Origin of the sequence: Paenibacillus sp. A3, from assembly GCF_001399685.1 — a bacterium.
In the GTDB taxonomy this organism is placed as follows: Bacteria; Bacillota; Bacilli; order Paenibacillales; family NBRC-103111; genus Paenibacillus_G.
This window is the reverse complement of sequence record NZ_JTHN01000292.1, coordinates 1-2,615: the sequence shown is the minus strand read 5'-3', so window position 1 is coordinate 2,615 and position 2,615 is coordinate 1. Positions and strand designations below refer to the sequence as shown.

The 2,615-nt window shown below is 55.6% G+C and carries 3 protein-coding genes; 2 read left to right on the top strand and 1 reads right to left on the bottom strand.

What is annotated here, in order from left to right:
* Positions 1 to 97 precede the first annotated feature (97 nt).
* Complete coding sequence (locus QJ48_RS33240; RefSeq protein ID WP_054977584.1) at positions 98 to 1,012, bottom strand: LysR family transcriptional regulator; 915 nt, start codon at positions 1,010 to 1,012, stop codon at positions 98 to 100.
* A 152-nt stretch (positions 1,013 to 1,164) separates the two neighbouring features.
* Between QJ48_RS33240 and QJ48_RS33235 the strand changes: the two genes are divergently transcribed.
* Both QJ48_RS33235 and QJ48_RS33230 read left to right on the top strand, forming a co-directional pair.
* Positions 1,165 to 1,791: an FMN-dependent NADH-azoreductase gene (locus tag QJ48_RS33235; RefSeq protein WP_054977583.1), complete on the top strand. Its 627-nt coding sequence runs from the start codon at positions 1,165 to 1,167 to the stop codon at positions 1,789 to 1,791.
* 97 nt (positions 1,792 to 1,888) lie between these two features.
* Positions 1,889 to 2,615 (top strand): NADP-dependent oxidoreductase (locus tag QJ48_RS33230; RefSeq protein ID WP_054977582.1); only part of this gene is annotated, 727 nt, incomplete at its 3' end.

The following is a 2,615-nucleotide window of genomic DNA, read 5'->3' as shown; positions in this document are numbered from 1 at the left end:
TCCAGTAGATACCCCACCTTCGTATGTATCTCTATTCTTGTTAAAATCACTTCTCTCAACACTCTGACCGTCTGGGGATGTCCAGACGGTTTTTTATTTAACGGGCGGCTTTAAGCTGTTGTGTTTGGGCTTGCTTCTGCTGCCCGGCGAAGTAGTCGACGACGAAATTACGAAAATTGCAGGCCGCTTTCGATAAATATCGCTTCTCATGCCAAGCGAGCTGGAACGTGCGTTGACATACAGGCTGTTCGATATGCAGCAGCGTAAGCGGCGTTGACGCTGCGTTAATATTGCATCCCCCCGCAAAAGCGACGCCCAGCCCGGTACGCACCAAGCTTGCTATGGCGGCAGGTTCGTCTACCCGGCAGACGAAGTTCGGCGATATCCCCGCCTCGCGGCAAAACGCATCGTTCATCTTTTGGAAAATAAATCCTTCCTTATACCCGATAAACGGCTCATCGGCCACCTCGCTTAACGCAACGCTGCCACGGTCCGCCAGACGGTGCCCCGGAGGCACGGCCAGAAACACTTCTTCGCGCAGGACGGCCACGGCATCGATGTCCGGCCGTTCGATGGGCATCGCCGTAAAGCAAAAATCGACCTCTCCGGCTTCGAGAAGCTGCGCCATTTCATCCATGGAGGCTTGGGTAATGCGAAAGTTCACATTCGGATAGACGGACAGAAACGCGCTTAGAGGGTCCGTCAGACGATTCAGCGTGGACATGGCCAAGCCGATGCTCCCTTGCTCGATACCGGCCATATCGGCCACTTCCCGCCGTCCTTCCTCCAGCGCGGTCAGCGCCGTTTCCACTTTGTCCAAAAACGCTTTGCCGAACGAGTTAAGCCGGATTTGCCGGCCCTCGCGGTCGAATAACGGCACGCCCACATCGGCCTCCAGCCGGGAAATCGTTTTGCTGAGCGCAGGCTGTGCGATGTGAAGCTCTTGCGCCGCTCTCGTCATATGCTCCAGTTTGGCAACTGTCCGAAAATAATGGAGCTGCAGCAGTTCCATCCTCGTTCACTCCTTTTCATTCCCATTCATTCATATACTCAAGGTTATATAATATATGAGATAAGATGTATTTTTGTTTATTTATGTTCCAGTATAAAATAAATGCTGCAAGCGGGCAAATTCCTGCGAATCCCAAATCAGGAGGCATGAGCATGAGTGCAACATTGTTTATTAAAGCGAACAATCGTCCCATCGATCAAGCGGTCAGCGTGCAATTGTATCACGCTTTTTTGGACAGCTATAAGGAAGCGCATCCCGAAGAATCAATCACGGAACTGGATCTGTATCGGGAAAAGCTGCCGTACCTGGATACCCATCTGATCAGCGGGAGCTACAAATCCGGACGCGGCCTGCCGCTAACTCCCGAGGAAGAGGCGATCACCTCGCTCGCGGACAAATATTTGGACCAATTTTTGGCTGCCGACAAAGTGGTCTTCGCTTTTCCGCTCTGGAACTTGACTGTCCCGGCCGTACTGCATACGTATTTCGATTATTTGAACCGGGCCGGGAAAACGTTCAAGTTTACGGCGGAAGGCGCCATCGGTCTGGTGCCGGATAAAAAGGCCGTTTTGCTGAGCGCGAGAGGCGGCATCTATTCGGAAGGCGAGGCGGCTTCCTATGAAATGTCGGTCAATTGGGTTCTGGCGAATCTGCGGTTATTCGGCATGACGGACATTAGCACCGTGATCGTCGAAGGCCACAGCCAATATCCGGACCGGAAGGAAGCCATCATTGGAGACGGAATTCAACGGGCTATCCAAGCGGCGAAAGTTTTTTGAGTCTAAGCGGAAAAGGGTTTGCGAATAGGCCTAAAAAGAAGCTGTCCGCGAGCGGAACGTTCCAGCAGGCAGTGCAAATAAAAAGGAGGGGTTTGGTATGAAAGCAGCGGCGTTTTCTTCTCCGGGCACACCGGATGTGCTGCAAACGATGGAATTTGACGATCCCCAAGCGGGAGCGGGGCAGGTGAGAGTGCGCGTCAAGGCGGCAGGCGTGCAGCCGTTCGACTTGGCGCTGCGGAGCGGCTGGAGCCCTCCGCCCGGTATAACGGTACAGTTCCCGCAAATTCCGGGCAACGAGTTCGCCGGAGTTATCGATCAAGTCGGGGAAGGGGTCACCGGCTTTGCCGTCGGCACCGAGGTGATCGGCTACAAAATGTTGACCTGTTATGCCGAGTATGTGACGGTCGATGCCAATCAAATCGTCGTCAAACCGCAGAGCATGCCTTGGGAGGTGGCGGGCGGCCTGTCCGGAGCAGGACAAGCGGCGTATACCGGGCTGAAGGAGATAGGGATCGGTCCTGGCGACACGGTATTGATCCATGCCGCAGCCGGCGCTGTCGGTACAATCGCCGTGCAATTGGCCCGGGCTTGGGGAGCGACGGTTATCGGTACCGCCAGCGAGCGCAACCACGACTACCTGCGTTCGCTCGGCTCCATACCTGTCGCCTATGGCCAAGGTCTGGCCGACAGAGTGCGGGCTCTCGCTCCGCATGGAATTGACGCGGTGCTTGACGGGGCCGGAGGCGACGCCCTTCGCGTCTCGGTGGCATTGGTCCGGAACCGGGGGCGCATCGGCGCCCTCGTCGGCTTCGACTTGGCCGAGA